At 59.1% G+C, this 16,580-nt stretch carries 17 protein-coding genes and 1 tRNA gene; 13 read left to right on the top strand and 5 right to left on the bottom strand.

Annotated features, from left to right (window positions below):
- The first annotated feature begins 86 nt into the window (after positions 1 to 86).
- On the top strand, positions 87 to 1,103 hold the full coding sequence (locus tag VIN96_RS05965) for a polyprenyl synthetase family protein (RefSeq protein WP_331894641.1): 1,017 nt from the start codon (positions 87 to 89) through the stop codon (positions 1,101 to 1,103).
- Positions 1,104 to 1,188: 85 nt separating this feature from the next.
- Positions 1,189 to 1,265, top strand: a tRNA-Pro gene (locus tag VIN96_RS05960).
- A gap of 50 nt (positions 1,266 to 1,315) precedes the next feature.
- Here the strand turns inward: VIN96_RS05960 and VIN96_RS05955 are convergent.
- Complete coding sequence (locus VIN96_RS05955) at positions 1,316 to 1,837, bottom strand: MarR family transcriptional regulator (protein ID WP_331894640.1); 522 nt, start codon at positions 1,835 to 1,837, stop codon at positions 1,316 to 1,318.
- A 105-nt stretch (positions 1,838 to 1,942) separates the two neighbouring features.
- Between VIN96_RS05955 and VIN96_RS05950 the strand changes: the two genes are divergently transcribed.
- From VIN96_RS05950 to VIN96_RS05940, 3 genes are all read left to right on the top strand, one after another.
- Positions 1,943 to 2,542, top strand: coding sequence for a nitroreductase family protein (locus VIN96_RS05950; RefSeq protein ID WP_331894639.1), 600 nt, complete (start codon positions 1,943 to 1,945; stop codon positions 2,540 to 2,542).
- Between the two features lie 12 nt (positions 2,543 to 2,554).
- On the top strand, positions 2,555 to 3,433 hold the full coding sequence (locus VIN96_RS05945; protein ID WP_331894638.1) for a DMT family transporter: 879 nt from the start codon (positions 2,555 to 2,557) through the stop codon (positions 3,431 to 3,433).
- A gap of 74 nt (positions 3,434 to 3,507) precedes the next feature.
- On the top strand, positions 3,508 to 6,156 hold the full coding sequence (locus VIN96_RS05940) for a B12-binding domain-containing radical SAM protein (RefSeq protein ID WP_331894637.1): 2,649 nt from the start codon (positions 3,508 to 3,510) through the stop codon (positions 6,154 to 6,156).
- A 6-nt stretch (positions 6,157 to 6,162) separates the two neighbouring features.
- Here VIN96_RS05940 and VIN96_RS05935 read toward each other — a convergent pair whose 3' ends face one another.
- On the bottom strand, positions 6,163 to 8,028 hold the full coding sequence (locus tag VIN96_RS05935; RefSeq protein WP_331894636.1) for a cyclic nucleotide-binding domain-containing protein: 1,866 nt from the start codon (positions 8,026 to 8,028) through the stop codon (positions 6,163 to 6,165).
- Positions 8,029 to 8,239: 211 nt separating this feature from the next.
- Here VIN96_RS05935 and VIN96_RS05930 point away from each other — a divergent pair, with 211 nt between their 5' ends.
- Entirely contained in the window at positions 8,240 to 8,611 is a 372-nt protein-coding gene (locus tag VIN96_RS05930) for a response regulator (protein WP_331894634.1), read from the top strand.
- A 30-nt stretch (positions 8,612 to 8,641) separates the two neighbouring features.
- Here the strand turns inward: VIN96_RS05930 and VIN96_RS05925 are convergent, their stop codons facing one another.
- On the bottom strand, positions 8,642 to 8,962 hold the full coding sequence (locus tag VIN96_RS05925) for a hypothetical protein (protein WP_331894632.1): 321 nt from the start codon (positions 8,960 to 8,962) through the stop codon (positions 8,642 to 8,644).
- Between the two features lie 234 nt (positions 8,963 to 9,196).
- Between VIN96_RS05925 and VIN96_RS05920 the strand changes: the two genes are divergently transcribed.
- The 5 genes from VIN96_RS05920 to VIN96_RS05900 all read left to right on the top strand — a co-directional run bounded on the left by VIN96_RS05920 (position 9,197) and on the right by VIN96_RS05900 (position 12,533).
- Entirely contained in the window at positions 9,197 to 10,363 is a 1,167-nt protein-coding gene (locus VIN96_RS05920; protein WP_331894630.1) for a C4-dicarboxylate ABC transporter, read from the top strand.
- Between the two features lie 159 nt (positions 10,364 to 10,522).
- Positions 10,523 to 10,888, top strand: a complete 366-nt coding sequence (locus VIN96_RS05915; protein WP_331894629.1) for a c-type cytochrome — start codon at positions 10,523 to 10,525, stop codon at positions 10,886 to 10,888.
- A 201-nt stretch (positions 10,889 to 11,089) separates the two neighbouring features.
- The gene (locus tag VIN96_RS05910; RefSeq protein WP_331894628.1) at positions 11,090 to 11,446 is read left to right on the top strand and encodes a c-type cytochrome; all 357 of its coding nucleotides are present in this window, start codon (positions 11,090 to 11,092) and stop codon (positions 11,444 to 11,446) included.
- 191 nt (positions 11,447 to 11,637) lie between these two features.
- Positions 11,638 to 12,153 carry an adenine phosphoribosyltransferase gene (locus VIN96_RS05905; RefSeq protein WP_331894627.1) on the top strand — a complete coding sequence of 172 codons (516 nt, stop codon included), beginning with the start codon at positions 11,638 to 11,640 and terminating at the stop codon, positions 12,151 to 12,153.
- Positions 12,154 to 12,185: 32 nt separating this feature from the next.
- Positions 12,186 to 12,533, top strand: a complete 348-nt coding sequence (locus VIN96_RS05900) for an Hpt domain-containing protein (protein WP_331894625.1) — start codon at positions 12,186 to 12,188, stop codon at positions 12,531 to 12,533.
- A gap of 6 nt (positions 12,534 to 12,539) precedes the next feature.
- Here VIN96_RS05900 and VIN96_RS05895 read toward each other — a convergent pair whose 3' ends face one another.
- Positions 12,540 to 13,994 carry a sigma-54 dependent transcriptional regulator gene (locus VIN96_RS05895; protein WP_331894624.1) on the bottom strand — a complete coding sequence of 485 codons (1,455 nt, stop codon included), beginning with the start codon at positions 13,992 to 13,994 and terminating at the stop codon, positions 12,540 to 12,542.
- A gap of 76 nt (positions 13,995 to 14,070) precedes the next feature.
- Positions 14,071 to 15,123, bottom strand: a complete 1,053-nt coding sequence (gene mutY / locus VIN96_RS05890; protein WP_331894623.1) for an A/G-specific adenine glycosylase — start codon at positions 15,121 to 15,123, stop codon at positions 14,071 to 14,073.
- 65 nt (positions 15,124 to 15,188) lie between these two features.
- On the opposite strand from mutY, the gene VIN96_RS05885 reads away from it, so the two are divergent.
- Together VIN96_RS05885 and VIN96_RS05880 are read left to right on the top strand one after the other, a co-directional pair.
- Entirely contained in the window at positions 15,189 to 15,743 is a 555-nt protein-coding gene (locus VIN96_RS05885) for a DUF721 domain-containing protein (protein WP_331894622.1), read from the top strand.
- Positions 15,744 to 15,877: 134 nt separating this feature from the next.
- On the top strand, positions 15,878 to 16,546 hold the full coding sequence (locus VIN96_RS05880) for a DsbA family protein (RefSeq protein WP_331894620.1): 669 nt from the start codon (positions 15,878 to 15,880) through the stop codon (positions 16,544 to 16,546).
- Positions 16,547 to 16,580 lie beyond the last annotated feature (34 nt).

The raw sequence follows: 16,580 nt of genomic DNA, 5'->3' as shown, positions 1-16,580 counted from the left end.
AACACGCAAATCGGCAGATCTTCGCGCGGCCAGCATACAGCAGAATAAACCTACAACAGCACACAGGCCACCTTGGGAGAAGCATTTTGGGCGTTGTCGTAAACCTGGATGAAGAGCGCCAAAAGAGCTCGCCTTTGGACCGTCTGGCCCTGTTGGTCGACGCCGACCTGAAAGCCGCCAACGCCGCCATCGTGGAACGCATGCACAGCCCCGTGTCGCTGATCCCGCAACTGGCCGGGCACATCATCGCGGCGGGCGGCAAGCGCTTGCGCCCGATGCTGACGCTGGCCTCGGCGCGCATGTGCGGCTACACCGGCGACCGCCACATCTTGCTGTCGGCGTGCATCGAATTCATTCACACCGCGACGCTGCTGCACGACGACGTGGTCGACGAAAGCGACCTGCGCCGCGGCGAAGCGTCCGCCAACGCGCTGTGGGGCAACAAGCCCAGCGTCTTGGTCGGCGATTTCCTGTTCACCCGTTCGTTCGCGTTGATGGTCGAAGACGGCGATTTGGAAGTCCTGCGCATCTTGTCCCAGGGCTCGTCGATTCTCGCCGAGGGCGAGGTCCTGCAATTGGTCACCGCCAACGACACCGAAACCAGCGAAAGCGCGTATATGGAGGTGATCGAGGCCAAGACCGCCGAACTGTTTGCCGCCGCCGCCGAACTCGGCCCTGTGATCGCCGGACGGCCGAAAAAGGAACAAGACGCGTTCCGCGCTTACGGCATGAACCTCGGCATCGCGTTCCAGCTGATCGACGACGTTCTGGATTTCTCCGCCAAGCAAGAAAAGCTCGGCAAGGCGGTCGGCGACGATTTCCGCGAAGGCAAGATCACCCTGCCCATCGTGCTGGCGTTCGCGCGCGGCAACGAAGACGAACGCGCGTTCTGGCGGCGCACCATGGAAGAGCTCGACCAGCGCGACGGCGACATCGAACACGCCATGGAACTGATGCAAAAGCACAACGCCCTCACCGACACCATCGAACGCGCGCGCCACTACGGCGCCATCGCGCGCGACGCGCTGGGCCTGTTCCCCGAAAGCGACATCAAAACCGCGCTTTTGGACGTCATCGATTTCTGCATCGAACGCGCTTACTAAATTCCCGTCCCGGCCCGCGTGATGGCGCTTGCGTTGGGATGATCGGGGCGTTATATAAGCGCCTCCAAATGAGCACCAAAACCATCGGAGTGTAGCTCAGCCTGGTAGAGCACTGTCTTCGGGAGGCAGGGGCCGGAGGTTCGAATCCTCTCACTCCGACCAAATGAAACAACGGGTTGGCCTTGATAGGCTGGCCCGTTGTTTTTTTGCCTTTATGGCGTGCCGATCTTGCTGAGCAGGGCGCGCAATTGTGTGCGTTCCTTGTCGCTGAGCGCCGCGAGCAGGCGTTCTTCCATCGCCACGTGCGACACCACCACCCCGTCGATCAACGCGAAGCCCGTGTCGGTGAGCACGATCTTGAGGCCGCGGCGGTCGTTGGGGTCGGTTTGGCGTTCGATCAGGGCGCGCTTTTCCAAGCGGTCGAGGCAACTGGTCATGGCGGAGGTGGACAGCATCATTTCCTTGGCCAGAACGGAGGGCGACAGCGCGCTGCCCCGGCCCTGGCGGCGCAGCGTCATCAGCACGTCGAAGCCCGCGTAATCGATGCCCGTGTCCGCGATGTTGGCGAGCACGCCCTGGCGGATGCGTTCGCTGGCGCGTTTCACCTCGCCGCACACCGCCATCACCTCCGCTTCGATGTCCGGACGTTCGCGCCGCCACTGCGCCACGATGTGATCGAGCGGCGCGCCTTGCCCTGCCGCATCGCGCGATTTGCGTTTTCCAACTTGACTCATGATCGGCCTCGGATTATTAGTTCGATATCGAATTACTTCATGTCTAGTTATTCGATATAATTCTATCAGCCTTAAGACAGACCCGCAACCGTTCGGAGCCGCACCATGCCAAACCGCACCCCCGCCCACCCCATCGACGACATTTTTGTAGAGCGCTGGTCACCGCGTGCGTTCGACGGCCAGCCGATGCCCCACGCCGATCTGCTGAGCGTGCTGGAAGCCGCGCGCTGGGCCCCGTCGGCGTACAATTACCAGCCCTGGCGGTTCGTCTATGCGCACCGCGACGATCCCCAGTGGCGGGCATTCGTCGATTTGCTGGTGCCGTTCAACGCCGGGTGGGCGCAACACGCCTCGGCTCTGGTTTTCGTGCTGTCGGACACCGTGATGGTCGACGAGACCAGCGGCGGGACCAGCGATGGGGCCACGCCGTCGCGCAGCCACAGCTTCGACGCCGGGGCGGCGTGGGCGCAGCTGGCCTTGCAGGCCACGCGGCTGGGTTACCAAGCCCGCGCCATGGCCGGGGTCGATTTCGACCGGGCGCAAGAGCGCCTGGGCGCGCCGCAGCGTTACCGCATCGAGGTCGCGATCGCATTGGGCCGTTCGACGTCCCCCGATCATCTGGACGATGCGCTGCACAAGCGCGACGACGAGCACCAGCGCCGCCCGGTCGAAGAACTCGCCTTCGCCGGATCGTTCCCCGCTTAAAGGACCCCCGCCATGACAAACGCCCGTTGGAACGCCATCCTCACCACCGTGCTGGCGCCGTGCCTGTGGGGCACCACGTACGTCGTGTTCACCCAGACCCTGCCGGTCGAACACCCGCTGTTGGTGGCGGCGCTGCGCGCCCTTCCGGCCGGGATCTTGCTGATGATCATCGGGCCAGGCTTGCCGCCGCGCGACAAGCTGGTTCCGCTCATCGCCTTGGGATTGGCCAACATCGGCGTGTTCTTCGCCCTGTTGTTCGTCAGCGCCACGCGTCTGCCGGGCGGTGCGGCAGCGACGTTGATGTCGGCCCAGCCGCTGTTGGTCGGTTTGCTGGCGTGGCCTTTGCTGTTGCGCAGACCGCATCCGGGGCAACTGGGCGCGGCCGCTATGGGCATGGTCGGGGTTGGGTTGTTGATCTTTGACCCCACCAGCCAAACCATGGATGGCATTGGCGTCGTCGCGGCGTTGGGCGCGGCCGGATCGATGGCGATGGGCACGGTGTTGATCGAACGGTGGGGACGGGTCGGCACGCCGCTGGCGCTGACCGCCTGGCAACTGGCGCTGGGCGGCATGGTGTTGTTGCCCATCGCCCTCGCCGCCGAAGGCGTGCCGCCCTTGCCCAGCGGGCTCAACGCCATCGGATTGGCCTACCTGATTTTGCCGGGGACGGCGCTGGCGTATTGGCTGTGGTTGCGCGGCATCGCCAAGATCGGCGCGGACGTGACGTTCCTCAGCCTGCTCAGCCCGTTGGTCGCGACCTTGCTGGGGGCGTTGATGTTGGACGAATGGTTCAGCTCGATCCAGTGGCTCGGTGCGATCGTGATCCTGACCTCCGCCGCCTTGGGCATGGCGCTGTCGCACCGGAACCGACGCCCCGCTACCAATCGCTAAGGCGTTACGCGCAACCATTGACGCCACACACTTGAATCATTCAAACTGAGCACTCACCACAGAGGTTGAGGCTTATGCAAACCAACACGAAGTCGGCACCCGGCGCCCCGGCGCCGTTCAAACCGACCGTCCAAGCCCCCGTCACCCAGCCGCGCACCGAAACCCGGCTGGAAATTTCCGCGCTGGATCAGGCGTTGGCCTACTATCGCAACGGCGACAGCCAAAAGGCCTCGGCCAGTTGCTGGCGGGTGATCGGGCCGAGCCTCAGCCAGGGCGCGAAACCGAAGAAAAAGCCCGGCAAGGACGAACAGGCTTACGTCTACTTCATCCTCGCCCAAGCCTTTTTCGCCGAACGCGATTACGAATCCGCCAAAAGCGCGGTGTCGCGTTCGCTGGCGCTGAACAAAAACAATCCCGGCGCGCAGGTGCTGCTGGCGCGCGCGTTGGAACGCCTCGACGCGCTCGACGATGCGTTGACGGCGGCGCGCAAAGCCGTCGCCCTCGCCCCCCGCTTGTTGGACGGTTACGAGGCCCTGGCCGACACGCTGTTGGAAGCGGGTTATCCCGACGATGCGTTGCGCGTGTGCGATGACGCCGTCGCCGCGCTGCCCATGCACCCGCTCGCCCATGCCTTCAAGGGCCGCATCTTGCGCCATGTCTGCGACGACGTCGCGGCGCTGGCGTGCCATGCCCGTGCGTTGGAATTGGGCCCGCCCGACCCGGCGGCCATTCTCGCCGCGATGGGCCACATTCACCACGACCGTGGCGACGTGGACGAGGCCTTGGCCTGTTACACCCGCGCCTTGGCCAGCCGCCCGCACATGCTCGATGCGTGGCACGGGCGCATCAACACCCTGGTCACCGCAGGGCGGCGCGACGAGGCGATCGCCCAATACAAGCACGCGACGCAGACCGTGCCCGGTTACCAAAGTAAGTATTTCGATTTTCTCCACCCGCTGTTTGCCGAACCCTTGGCCCCGCGCGAGACCTTGGCGGAAAACGAGCCCGCGCCCAAGCAAGTCGCGCTGGTCAACGTCATCGCGACGTTCCCGTCGTTGCCGCTGGGTCCGGCGCTGATCAAGGCCAACGTCGAGAAGAAAAGCGATTTCAAGGTCAAGTGTTTCGACCTCAACCCGATGTGGTTTTCCGCCATCGTGGACTCGCAACGCAACAAAACCGCCGCGTTCCATTACGACGACAGCGACCAATGCGTCGCTGCGGCCGACCTGTTCACCCACGGCGGCGACGGTTTTTTCGACGACAGCGTGCACAATCCGCTGGCGGAAACCTTCTCGCGCTATCAAAGCCTGATCAGCGACGCCTACAACGCGCAGTGCCAGTACATCTATGAAACCAACGGCCCGGCGCCGTGGTACGTGGATCAGTTCGCCCGCCACATCCTGGCGAGCAATCCCGCCGTGGTCGCCCTGTCGGTGATGTTCACCCAACAGTTCTGGTTTTCGGCGCTGCTGGCGCGGCGCATCAAAGAGATCAATCCGCGCGTGCTGACGGTGTTCGGCGGCGGCTTTTTCAACGAGGTCAACCTGCAAGGGTTCATCACCCGCGCCTACGTCGATCACGTGATCGTGCACGAGGGCGAACTGGCATTCTTGGAATTTCTCCGCGCCATCGACGCTGGCGATGGCACCGCCAAGGGTTTGGAAATGATCACCGGATTGGCGCGCTTCGATACTGAGAGCGGTCGCACGCTCATCGGCCAGAGCTTGGAAAAGCTCAACCACGAAGACCTGCCGTTCGCCGATTTTTCCGACTTCGATCTCGACGGCTACCTGACACCGTCGCCGGTGGTGCCGCTGATCAGTTCGCGCGGCTGCTATTGGCGGCGCTGCACGTTCTGCGACCACTTCGCCAGTTACGCCGGCAGCTACAAAACCCAATCCATTTCGCGTTGCGTGGCGGAGATCGAGCATCACAACAAAACCATCGGCGCGCGTCATTTCACCTTCGTCGACGAAATGATCTCGGCCAAGCGGTTCCAGAAGATCGGCGACGAGATCTTGGAACGCGGCTTGGACATCCGCTACTTCGCGCTGGCCAAACCGACCGCCGACTTCACCCAGGACATCCTCGATCACATGTACAAGACCGGATGCCGCAGCATCTATTGGGGCATGGAATCGGGATCGGAACGCCTGTTGGCGATGATGGACAAAGGCAACACCGTCGAAAGTTCATCCAACACCTTGAACCGCGCGCATAAGGCAGGCATCCATAATCACCTGTTCATCATCGTCGGTTTTCCGTCCGAAACCCGCGAAGAACTGGAACAGACCGTGGCGTTCTTGGATGAGCACGCCGACGTGATCGACAAAATTCTCGCCAGCGGCTACGTGCTGAAGAAAGGCACGCCGATCCACGATCAGTTGGACCGCTTCGGCATCAAAAAGATCTATACAGAACGTTCGTTGTGCAACAGCAAGATCCTGCGTTACGACAGCGCCAAGGGCCTCGACAGCACGCTGATCCACCCGATGGCGGATTACCTGCAAGCCAAAGTGTTCGACTTGATCAGCCCTCGCGGTCCGTATTTCGGCACCCCGCGCAACCACATCATCATCGTGTACGGCAACGACGATCTGGCGGTGTTGGAAAACAACAAAAACCGTCCGAGTCTGGAAGAAATTTCTCGCGAACTCGACGCCATCACGCCGACGTCGAAGTTCCTGCCAACCCAGAACATGACGCCGATCTGGAACAGCTAAGGGGCGCTATTCGGTATTGCGCGCCAAGCCGCGCAACCGGCGCACCACAGTCTTAAGCAGGAAGTGCAAGACTTGGTCGTTTTCGGCCAACTTGCTCATGCGGTCCGACAGGCTTTTTTCCGAAATGCACATCAGCTTGGTCGCGGTCATCGCCGTCACCGTCGCCATGCGCGGTTGGTGGTCGATCAACGCCATCTCGCCGACGATTTCACCGCGGCTCAGCGTCGCAAGATGGCGGGGTTCGTCGCCCAAGATACGCGACACCTCGACCACGCCGTCGAGAATCAAATACGCGGCCTTGCCCTCCTCGCCCTCTTCGAACAGAACTTGACCGGGTTGCAGGTCCAGTTCTCCCTCGGTCTGTGCGGGTGCCGCCGCGGGCGTGGGTTCCGCCTTTTCCTCAACGACGGGGGGCGATGGTTCGGCCTGCGCCTGCGCCATTTTGCCCAGCGAGGCAGACAACGACGATTTGATGTCTTCTCCCAAAATGCTCATGCCGAGACGTTCACGCAACGCGTCGATGCCGCGCAGACGCTCGTCTTCTTGGACGTCCTCGGGAAATAGATCGTAAATGGAGCGCAGCGCATCGAGCAGGTGCAACAACTGCTGGCGGATCGCGCCTTCGTGCTTTTGACCCAAATCCGAGGAGGTCAAATCCAACAGAACCCCTAAGCGCACCGCTTGGCTGGGCATCAGATACAGGGCCTGCCGAATGGCGGTATCGATGGGCAAGTCGTTGCCGTCTTCGCCCAACAAGGTCTTCGCGCGTAAGATCATCGCCTCGGCCATTTGCGGCCCACCACTGAGCCCCGTCGGCTCGACCAGGCCGCGTAATAATCCGACGAAATCGGTGCGGTCCTTTTCCCGTCCATCTTTGGACAGCGCCTGGGTGCTGCCCAGACCCTTGGAGATACGGCGCAACAAAATTTGCCGTGTCGCGTTCAAAGGATGCCGGTTGAACAGTTCGTTGAGACGCACGACGTCCGGCGACATATAGCCGGGCGTACGGGTCAAGCGACCGCTGATCAGAGCCAGGTAGGTCTTCCACGCCTCGATCGCGGTCGAGAAACCACCAAACAGCTCTTCGATAGCAGCCGCACCATCGAGAATTTCCGCCAGCAGTTCATCGGCAAAGCCCAGGGGGCGTTCGGCCTCTGATTTTTCAGCCAAGGTGATGGCGCGTTTGAATTTCTCGCGCCAGCCACTGCTTTCGAGATGATTGGCCAGCATGCCGTATATGGTGCGTTGAACCTGTTTGGTATCGACCTCGCCTTCAATGAGGGCTACGGCCCGGTCCAAATCGTGGTTTTCGAGGTATTCCGCATAGCCCGTCAAGTCGTCGCCTTTGCGTGCCCGCGCCAACACCTTGTCGAACACGGTTTGCAACTTGTCGAGGCGTTCCATCTTGGTTTGGCCGGTCAGCTTCGCCTGCAGCTGGGCGCCGTGCTGAATGGCGGAGGGGAAAAATTTGTCCATGCGGTCCAACGCCCGCAAATGGCCGGCGTGAAACAAAAGCTCCAACATGGTGATGTTGTTGCGATCGAGATAGGCGCGCAGAATTCGCCCCATGGTCAGACGTGCGGGCAAGGCGTAATAATCGTTAAGAGTGGTGCAAAACTGGGCTTCGGGTTCGGGATAAATCCGCAAGGGCTTTTCCCGGCCGGTGTTGTTTTTTTCAAAGACCACCCGTTCGGTGGACCATCCCTCACGCAGTTCGGTCACCCGAACGCCGTCGCACTTCCCGCCCGTCAACAGCTTTTCAGCATAATCCATGGCATCGCCGCGACTGGACGAAGACATATCGATGACCCAGCGCTTACCGTTCGTGGTGAGCACTTCGTACGTACTTTTCGACCAGCCTTTCTGGGCCATGGCCTTCCCCCTCCAAGAGCACTATGCACGCATTACCGCGAATCTTTTGGTGCCCCATCCTAACATTATCTAAAAAGTGTGGTGTGAATTGCCCTCAATGATGGAATGTTTCTATGCTAGCCACAAAGCAGCCAGAATGGCACGTAAATTGTATTGTGAAGTAGTATCCAAACGATATTTGCAATTTGCAAAAATAACTGTGCGGGGGCCAATGGCTGAAATTCTTTTGATCGATGACGACATCAATATTCACGAGATCGTCACCTTGTTTTTAAACAACGCCGGACACACCGTGACCTGTGCCGACAGCGGCGCGGTCGGACTGGATTATGCCGCTCACAACCAAATTGATTTGATCATCCTCGATCTCGCCATGCCGGTCATGGATGGGCTCCAAACGTATGAGAAACTTCGCAGTCACCCCAATTCCAGAGACGTACCGATCATGATTTTGTCGGTGCATCAGAAATTCGAACTGGATACGGAAATATTGCAACGAAGCGACGTCTGCTTCGTCAGTAAGCCGGTCGATATGGACCATTTGATTTCCGCAGTCGAACAGGCGTTAACGCGCACAGCGTAACACACCGTGCGTGTTAGATTGGGACTCGTCTCACCACTTCGCAGCGAGCATCAACACGAACAAAGTCGACATGCCGCCGAAGGCGAAGATCAACACACCGCCGAGGATCACAAACATCAGCGCACTGTCTTTGCACTTGGGTGCACCCCAAGACTCAACGATGCTGCCGGTGTGTGATTCGTTGCCCGTAAGATCAACCTGAGACGCTGCCAAGTCTTTACGCACATCGTCGAGACGACCACGGATGAGAGCCACCGTTTCGCTTTGCGCACCGTGCTGAGCAATCAACGCATCCAATGCTTCTTGCAACTGCTGTTCGCGCGTCACAAGCGCGCGATCAAGTGGAGCCATGACCATTTCCTTATTCCTTGTTGAAGCTGGGAACGGTGCCAGCTTTCTAAATCAGGCGACAAAATACATCTTATTATTTTACGCAAAAATACAGTAAAACAATGCACAAATCAAATCCGTTAAATTAGAACGACTCTACGCTTTCCCACCTTAGGGCACGCTGCTATCCTCGCCGCGCGTGAAGAGAAAAAACGGCTAACAGCACCGTCTTTTGGCTTGGGGTAAAAGCAAAACATGCGCAACACCATCATCGGCATTGTTATTGGCGTGGTCGTCGGGGTCATGGTCGGCGCGACCGTTGTCGCCCCACGTTTGGAGGCTGCGCGCCATCAAGGCGCGGACGTGACGGCACCAGGAGCGGAAACGCTCGGCTTAAAGACCGACACCCCACCGCAAGCAACGCCAATGGCCACGACCGCCCCTCTGACAGCGCCGCGCAAGCGGCTGCGCATCATCAGCATGTATCCGGCCAAAACCCCCGTTCTCGGCGAATTGCCGTTGCGTTTGCAAAAGGCCTTACCCATCGCCAGCGGCGGACGCCTTGGGATCACCGTGTTCGACCCCGGCACATTGGTCGAATCGGACGATACCTTGAACGCCGTAAAGTCCGGCACCGTGGAGGCCCTGTTCGCCACCCCCGGACGATGGGCCCCCGACGCCGCGGTGATGCAACTGTTCACTGCCGTTCCTTTCGGTCCAGGCGCTGCGGAGCACTTGGCCTGGTATTACCATGGCGGCGGCCGCGAATTGCTTGACGAAGCCATGAAAAAAAGAGGCCTTCATGCGACGTTGTGCGGCGCAGTGCCCCCTGCGGCGTCCGGCTGGTATCGCGCCCCGGTGCGCGGTGTCGAGGGCTTCAAGGGTCTCAACATCCGCGCGGAGGGCCTGGGCGGCGATGTGCTGGCCAAATTAGGAGCAAACATCCAGCGTCTGAACGTCGGCGATATTTTATCCCAATTCGAACAAGGGCAATTGGATGGTGCCGAATATTCCCTGCCCAGCGTGGACGCCCCGTTGGGCTTCCAGAAATTTGCGCGAAATTATTACTTTCCCGGCTGGCGTCAGCCCGTGACCCTGTTCACCTTGGTGATCAACGCCCAGGTGTGGAACGATTTGACCGGCCAGGAACGCACCGCCATCAACACAGTGTGTGGCGACAACGTCCGCCACGCCTTGGTATTGGCGGATGCCCAGCAATTCGAAGCCTTAAAAGATCTGAGCCTGGCAGGTGTCCAAGTCCGCCGTTGGCCGGACGCCGTACTACACGCGCTGGAAGCCGCGTGGAAAGACGTAGCGCGTGAACAATCGCAAAACGATCAGGAATTCGCAAAAGTATGGGGGTCCATGCAAAAATTCCACCGCGATTACGCTATATGGCGTGAAATCAGCAACTTTCAGTGACAATCTAGTCAATCCCCTTTTATTTGATTATAATGCCGACCTTACCGTGCGATGCGCAAGTTTGCGGGAGGTTGCCAAAGAGGGGGCGCATACGCTACAAAATCGCGCACCTGAACAGGGCACGCTTCACATAATTAAGCTCAATTGGAGACGTAAAACATGAACACCACGAAGATTCTGGCGCTTGGCGTCGCTGCCGCCATCGCCGTTTCCAGCGGTTCTGCTATGGCTAAAGGCAAGGGCGAAAAGCTCTTCAACAAAAAATGCGGCACCTGCCACACCATGGAAGCCGGCAAGCACAAAGTCGGCCCGTCCTTGGCTGGCGTAATGGGTCGCAAGGCTGGCTCCACCGACTTCGGCAAGTACAAAGCTCTGGCTGGCGCTGACTTCACATGGGATGAAGACAACATCAGCAAGTGGATCGAAGATCCGAAGAAATTCATCGGCAAGCCGACCGCGATGACCGTTAAAGTGAAAAAAGAAAAAGAACGCGAAGAAATCATCGAGTATCTCAAAGGCGAATAATTCCGCCACTTGCGTTCTAAATGACGTGACAAAGCCCCGCTCGATCGAGCGGGGCTTTTTTTGAATGATCCTAATTGCACAGCTGATTTTTGGATTTTACCCCTTGCCTTCATAAAAATCGAAGCTAACTTATGCGCATTGATTGGATTTAGTCCGCATATCAACCGCTCTCGTACTTGTGATCATCTGGAGAATTCCCCCATGAAATCCATCCACGTCGCTGTCGCCCTCGCTTGCTTCGCCATGATCCCCGCCGCATCCATGGCGGATGAAGGTGAAGACTTGTTCAAGAAGAACTGCAAGAAGTGCCATTCCATGGAACCCGGCAAGCATGCCATCGGTCCGTCCTTGGCTGGCATCGTCGGCAAACAGGCCGGCCAGCAGGACTTTAAAAAATACAAAGCGCTGAAGGATTCGGACATCATGTGGGACGAAGCCAACCTGAGCGCCTGGATCGAAGATCCGAAGAAATTCATCGGCAAAGCCACCACCATGGTCGTAAAGGTCAAAAAAGAAGAAGACCGCGCCGCCATCATCGAATATCTCAAGTCCAACTAAACCGAGATATTCTCACAAGGTTGCCCCTACCGGGTCGAGCAAGGGCCGATGCCACCGCATCGGCCCTTTTGCCATGCCCCGCAATTTGACCATATCCAAGGGCTTTACCCGGGACAGGCCGCCCGCGTATGATCAGGGCGCATATTTATCCCCCATCGCCAACACTCAATCTGCAAGAGGCCTGAGCGCATATGGACATTAAGGAATACATCCGGGGCATTCCCGATTTCCCCAAACCGGGAATTTTGTTTTACGACATTTCAACGTTGCTTTCGCACGCCGACGCCTGGCAAGTCGCCATGGGCCGCATGGCGCGTATGATCGGCGCATACCAGCCCGATGTATTGGTGGGCATCGAATCGCGTGGATTTCTCGTCGCCGCGCCCCTGGCTCTGAAACTGGGATGCGGTTTCGTGATGGCGCGCAAACCCGGTAAACTGCCCGGCGGTTTGGTCTCACACAGCTACGACCTCGAATACGGCAGTGACACCATTCAAATTCAAGACGACGCCATCCATCCCGGACAGCGCGTGGTCATCCTCGATGATTTGCTCGCCACCGGCGGAACGTTGAACGCGGCCATCGAACTGTGCAAGAAAGTCGGCGGCGATGTGGTTGGTACGGCCGCGATCATCGAATTGACGTTCTTGGGTGGCCGCGAAAAGCTTGGTGCACCGTTCGAAGCGCTGATTTCTTACGACGAATAAGTACCCAGGAACATTCCGGGAGTTTTCGCGCCGTGCCCGATCTCGATATCCTTGACCAACTCGCACACGATGTCGGAGCGGACACGGCGCTGAAGCTTTTGGAAATCTTCAAAAACGACGCAGAAACGCGCATCGCGAAAATCGAAGATTATCTGATAAATGGCGGCGATATAGCGGAATTGCGCATCCAGGCGCATTCGCTCAAGGGCTTATGCCTGACCTACGGCGCGGTGGACGGCGGTGAGGCTGCAAGGGCCTTGCAAGATGCTTGTGACGGCGCAAACGAAACCGAAATTCGCGCTCAGGCACTGGCTGCACGAGACATCCTCAAACAAGACATCGCGGCAACGCTCTCGGCCGCGCAGACGCGGAACGCATAAGTCCGTCTACGCGTCCATCATTTCTTCCCAGTTTTGACGCTTGCGGTAAATGGTCGAGGCGCTGATGCCCAGATGCGACGCAGCCTGCGGAACGTTGCCATCGCATAAATCGATGGCATGCTCGATGATGGTCCGCTCCATCTCGTCCAACGGCCGCAGATCCTCTTTGCGTGCGGGCATCAAACCATTGCCCCTGGACGCGTGTTCGGTCACGGGGCCAAAGCTTGTCGGAAAACTTGCCGGACGGGCCGGTGACGTTTCCGGAAGCGGATTAACGTTATCGAGCAATTGATCCAAGGGTGCGGGCAACATGGTGCTGTCGACCAGTTCACCATCGTTCAGCACCACGATGTTGCGCACGACGTTTTGCAGTTGGCGGACGTTGCCTGGCCAGGAATAGGCCTTGAACACGGCCCGCACCTTTGCATCGAAGCCCTTGAACGGCTTGCCCTCTTCCGCCGCGTAATCGGCGAGCAATTTTTCCGCGATCGCCAGCACGTCGTCTTCGCGTTCCTTGAGGGCCGGCATGTGAATGGGAATTACATGCAGCCGGTAGAACAAATCTTCGCGAAAGCGCCCTTCCGCGACTTCGACCATGGGGTCCTTGTTGGTGGCGCACACGAAGCGGATATCGACGTCTTCGAGCTTGCTGCCGCCGACCTTTTGAAAAGTCCCGGTTTGGATGAAGCGCAACAGCTTGGTTTGGAGGTTGAGGTCCATTTCGCAGATCTCATCCAAAAACAACGTGCCGCCCGCGGCCCGCGTCGCCGCGCCGTCACGGTCGGTCACAGCCCCGGTGAACGCACCTTTGACGTGGCCGAAAATTTCACTTTCCATCAAATCCTTGGGAATGGCGCCGCAATTGAGCGCAACGATCGGTTTGCTGGCACGCGGACTTTGGCGATGAATGGCCTCGGCGCAGACCTCTTTACCGGTGCCGCTTTCGCCGGTGATGAACACGGTCGCCTTGGATCCCGCGGCGCTGTCGATGATGCGATAGACCCGCTGCATCGCCAGCGACGAACCGATGAAGCCTTGATATTCGCGCCGGTCGATATCGTTACGGTAGGTTGCAACGATCTGACTGAGTTGCTGGCGTTCCAGGACGTTTTTCAGCGTTACCTTCAAACGAGCGGCATTGAAGGGCTTGACCATGAAGTCGAGTGCGCCAAGACGCATGGCGTCGATCGCCGTGTTGAGAGAGGCGTTGGCCGTAATCACCACCACCGCAGAAGGAATTTGCTCTGTGGAGATATGCTCCAAAATGCTCAAGCCATCCATGTCAGGCAGCATCAGATCCAAGAGCACCACATCGGGCGGCGTTTCCGCCAAAATGGCCAAGGCTTCCTTGCCGGTTTCCACATGGGTAACGTCGTACGGCTCACCCTCAAGGTAGGCCTCGTACGTCCGCGCCAAAGGCACCGTATCCTCTACGAGCAATACTCTAGATTTATCAACCATAGCGCTCCCCTTGCTCATTTCAATATGGGGACATGTATGATTTATGAAAACCCTTTTTTTTGCATTTTGCAAATACTCATAAAAGCAACGCGGATATTTTTTTCATCACGCTGGGCAAGGCGTGCTTTTCGACATCGTGCGGTGCACTCCACAGCCCCTCGCCCGGCACGTCCTGCACGGATACCTTGATCACCCCCAGCTCCAGATGGAAGTGCGTAAAGGTGTGGCGAACGGTTTCCTCCAGCGCCTCCCATCGCCCAGCGAACGGTAAACTAGCGACGGCTTGCGCGGCCGCGATGGCGTCTGTTTGCCAAGGCGTTGACGGAAAGCCCGTCATACCGCCCAGCAGACCCTTGTCGGGGCGGCGTTCCAGCAAGATGCACCCGTCGGCGCGTTCGATCCAAAACGCCCAACCGCGCCGCGTAGGCTTTTCTTTTTTCGCCGCCTTGACCGGAAAATCCGCTACCCGGTCTTCGCGGTGCGCCTGGCAAGCGTCGGTCCACGGACATGCGGCGCAGTTGGGATTTTTCGGCTTGCATAGGGTCGCCCCCAGATCCATCAGCGCTTCGGCGAAATCGCCGCTGCGCCCAGGAGGCAGCATCTTTGCTGCGTAGTCGCCGACCACCCTCTTGTTCGCGGGCATCACGTCTTCGATGGCATATAACCGGCTGAGCACGCGAATGACATTGCCGTCAACCGGCGCGGCGGGGCCTTGAAAGGCGATCGCGGCGATCGCGGCGGCGGTATAAGGACCAATGCCCGGCAAGCTCAGCAGGTCTTGCTCGTTGGTGGGAAAGGCGCCTTGCCGGTGTTCCGCCACTTCCTGGGCGCATTTGACCATGTTGCGCGCCCGTGCGTAGTAGCCCAAACCCGCCCATGCGCGCATCACATCATCCGTGTCGGCGCGCGCCAGCGCCTTGACGTCCGGCCATTGGCTGGTGAAGCGGTTGAAATAGGGAATCACCGCCGCGCAGGTGGTTTGCTGCAACATGATTTCCGCCAGCCACACCCGATACGGATCGCGCGCCCCGCACGGCGCATCGCGCCACGGCAGGTCGCTGCGCCCGGTGCGGCTGAACCAGGCCAACAAGGCGGTGCTGAGGTCGAGGGCGGATGGCGTCTGCGGCATGGGGTTGACCAATGTCTGTGTCGGTTGTTTAGGTGATTGTTTCGCGCTGCGAGGCACCATACCATATGAACATGGCAGCGAAATCCACCACGGACGATTCAAAAAAGAAACCGCGCGGCATCGTCCCCAGCGAGACCCGTACCCGTTGGGCCGCACCGGTCGCGCTATCCGTCGACCGCCTGACCAAACGCCTGCTCGGCAAACATGGCTTCACCCACGGCGCCATCGTCACAAAATGGCCAGAAATTGTCGGCGATACTATGGCTCGTCACACTCAGCCGGAGAAAATCGTCTTCTCCCGCGACGGTGCGACCGGCGGCACGCTGCATTTGAAAACCGACAGCGGCGCGTTCGCCACCCAACTGCAACATCAGGAGCCGCAGATCATTGAGCGCATCAACACGTTTTTCGGCTACAGGGCGGTGGTTCGGATCAAGCTGATCCAAGGCCCCCTGCCCCAGGGCGCACCAGACCAGCCAAACCAGCCGCCGCGACCGTTGAACGAAGCCGAAGCCGCCGACTTGAGCCACACCGTGGCCCTCGTTGACGACCCGGAGATCCAAGAGGCGCTGGCGCGGTTGGGCGCCAACATAAAAGGACGAAATAAGGATACGGATTGAGCCGTTGCAGCCATATGGAGCCCACAATTCGGCCAGTTATCCACAATTAGTTACCTTTTGAGAGGTTCGCCGCGCTTGAGCCGCGCTGGCGAGTGCCATATATTCATCAACATCTAGTGGTGCGGGAGCAGCAAATGTCCACATATACCATCAAAGCCAAAGCCTTGAACATCTTGAGTCACGCCGCGCCGTTTGCGCTGGCGGTCGTGCTTGTGGTGTCCGCTCTCACCGTGAACGGTGGCGCGCGCGCTGAAATGGCGTCCATCAACGACGCGCTCAGCGAAATGAGCATCGGCTCGCCGGACGCGCCGGTCACGTTGCATGAATATTCGTCGCTGACATGCGGCCATTGCGCCAACTTCCACGTCAATACTTTGCCCGAGATCAAAAAGAATTACGTCGACACCGGCAAGGTGCGCATCGTGTTTCACGATTTCCCGCTCGACAATCTGGCGCTCGCCGCCGCGATGATCGCACGTTGCGCCGGGCCGAAGCGTCATTTCGAACTGTTCGACCGCCTCTATCACGCTCAAGACAGCTGGGCGCGTTCCGATAAGCCGCGCGCGGCGTTGGTCAGCATCGCACGGTTCTCCGGCCTCAGCATCGAAGACGTCGATCAATGTCTGCGCAGCGAAGAATTGGCCCAAGGCATCCAAAGCACGTCGCAAAACGCGCAGGATCTCTACGCCATCAGCTCGACGCCGACGTTCATCTTGGAAGGTAAGAAAATCCAAGGCGCGATGGCGTTCGACGATTTCAAAGACGAATTGGACAAGGCTTTGAGCGCCAAAGGGGCCAACTGATCGCATCCGCGAGCGGTTCAACACGAAAAGGTAT

It is taken from the genome of Magnetovibrio sp. (assembly GCF_036568125.1).
In the GTDB taxonomy this organism is placed as follows: domain Bacteria; phylum Pseudomonadota; class Alphaproteobacteria; order Rhodospirillales; family Magnetovibrionaceae; genus Magnetovibrio.
Note: the sequence above shows the minus strand (reverse complement) of the source record. Positions and strands in the feature narration are given on the sequence as shown.

Coding starts and splice junctions, on each gene's coding strand:
- VIN96_RS05955 (WP_331894640.1), bottom strand. CDS start 1,837: ATGAGTCAAGTTGGAAAACGCAAATCGCGCGATGCGGCAGGGCAAGGC.
- VIN96_RS05950 (WP_331894639.1), top strand. CDS start 1,943: ATGCCAAACCGCACCCCCGCCCACCCCATCGACGACATTTTTGTAGAG.
- VIN96_RS05945 (WP_331894638.1), top strand. CDS start 2,555: ATGACAAACGCCCGTTGGAACGCCATCCTCACCACCGTGCTGGCGCCG.
- VIN96_RS05940 (WP_331894637.1), top strand. CDS start 3,508: ATGCAAACCAACACGAAGTCGGCACCCGGCGCCCCGGCGCCGTTCAAA.
- VIN96_RS05935 (WP_331894636.1), bottom strand. CDS start 8,028: ATGGCCCAGAAAGGCTGGTCGAAAAGTACGTACGAAGTGCTCACCACG.
- VIN96_RS05930 (WP_331894634.1), top strand. CDS start 8,240: ATGGCTGAAATTCTTTTGATCGATGACGACATCAATATTCACGAGATC.
- VIN96_RS05925 (WP_331894632.1), bottom strand. CDS start 8,962: ATGGCTCCACTTGATCGCGCGCTTGTGACGCGCGAACAGCAGTTGCAA.
- VIN96_RS05920 (WP_331894630.1), top strand. CDS start 9,197: ATGCGCAACACCATCATCGGCATTGTTATTGGCGTGGTCGTCGGGGTC.
- VIN96_RS05915 (WP_331894629.1), top strand. CDS start 10,523: ATGAACACCACGAAGATTCTGGCGCTTGGCGTCGCTGCCGCCATCGCC.
- VIN96_RS05910 (WP_331894628.1), top strand. CDS start 11,090: ATGAAATCCATCCACGTCGCTGTCGCCCTCGCTTGCTTCGCCATGATC.
- VIN96_RS05905 (WP_331894627.1), top strand. CDS start 11,638: ATGGACATTAAGGAATACATCCGGGGCATTCCCGATTTCCCCAAACCG.
- VIN96_RS05895 (WP_331894624.1), bottom strand. CDS start 13,994: ATGGTTGATAAATCTAGAGTATTGCTCGTAGAGGATACGGTGCCTTTG.
- mutY (WP_331894623.1), bottom strand. CDS start 15,123: ATGCCGCAGACGCCATCCGCCCTCGACCTCAGCACCGCCTTGTTGGCC.
- VIN96_RS05885 (WP_331894622.1), top strand. CDS start 15,189: ATGAACATGGCAGCGAAATCCACCACGGACGATTCAAAAAAGAAACCG.
- VIN96_RS05880 (WP_331894620.1), top strand. CDS start 15,878: ATGTCCACATATACCATCAAAGCCAAAGCCTTGAACATCTTGAGTCAC.